Genomic DNA, 1,098 nt, shown 5'->3' with positions numbered 1-1,098 from the left:
CTGTTCGTCCTCGACGCCATGATCGGTCAGGACGAACAGGGTCTCGTCGGGGTTGACGGCGTCGCGGATGCCCGCGGCCTGCCGCATGAGCTCCTCGTCGATGCCGAGGCGACCGGCGGTGTCGACGATGACCACGTCGTACTGCTTGGCCTTGGCCTCCTCGATACCGGCGCGCGCGACGTCGACCGGATCGGACGCCGAGACGCCCAGCGGGTTCTCGCCGCCGCCGATGGAGGTGCCCGGGTGCGGCGCGAAGACCGGCACCCCGGCCCGCTCGCCGACCACCTGCAGCTGGGTGACCGCGCCCGGACGCTGAAGGTCACACGCGACCAGCAGCGGCGTATGACCCTGCCCCTTCAGGTGTTTGGCGAGCTTGCCCGCGAGGGTGGTCTTACCGGCACCCTGCAGACCGGCCAGCATGATGACCGTGGGCGGGTTCTTGGCCAGGCGCAGCCGCCGGGTCTCGCCGCCGAGGATCTTGATGAGCTCGTCGTTGACGATCTTGACGATCTGCTGCGCGGGATTCAGCGCCGCGGAGACCTCCGCGCCCTTGGCGCGCTCCTTGACATTGGCGATGAAGCCGCGCACCACGGGCAGCGCGACGTCGGCCTCGAGCAGCGCCAGGCGGATCTCACGAGCGGTCGCGTCGATGTCCGCCGGCGACAGGCGTCCCTTGCCACGCAGATCCTTGAGGGCACCGGCCAACCGGTCGGAAAGGGATTCGAACACCGATGCTCCTGATCTCGAGGGACGTTCACTCGAGATACCAGGGTAGTGGTTATTCGAGCGACCGCGGGCGGGGGCCGGGGCGGTGCAGGTCGTGCTTCTCGATGGCAACCATGCCGACCGCCTCGCGGGCGGTGAGGCCCAGCTCCAGGGCGAGCCCGTCGAGGATCGCCCAGCCGGCGTCCGACGGGCTCTCGTCGGTGACAGCGGAGGCGATGGTCATGGCGGTCACGGCCTGCTGCCCGGTGAGGGTCCGGCCGGGCAGCCAGGAGACCACCCAGCGGTCGCCACCGACACAGCGGGCGATGTGCGCGGTCAGATCGCTTGTCATCATCGACGCGGAAACGACTTCGATTGCCACCGACTCACTCC

Annotated in this window: 2 protein-coding genes; both read right to left on the bottom strand. The window is 69.4% G+C overall.

Annotation, left to right across the window (positions count from 1 at the left end):
- Positions 1-729, bottom strand: a 729-nt coding sequence (locus ACIRS4_RS38580; protein ID WP_404204993.1) for a signal recognition particle receptor subunit alpha, incomplete at its 3' end; no start/stop codon positions are given.
- A gap of 49 nt (positions 730-778) precedes the next feature.
- A partial coding sequence (locus ACIRS4_RS38575; protein ID WP_404204991.1) for a hypothetical protein occupies positions 779-1,098 on the bottom strand: 320 nt, incomplete at its 5' end.

Source organism: Streptomyces sp. NPDC101166 (genome assembly GCF_044768125.1).
Lineage (GTDB): Bacteria > Actinomycetota > Actinomycetes > Streptomycetales > Streptomycetaceae > Streptomyces.
Note: the sequence above shows the minus strand (reverse complement) of the source record. Positions and strands in the feature narration are given on the sequence as shown.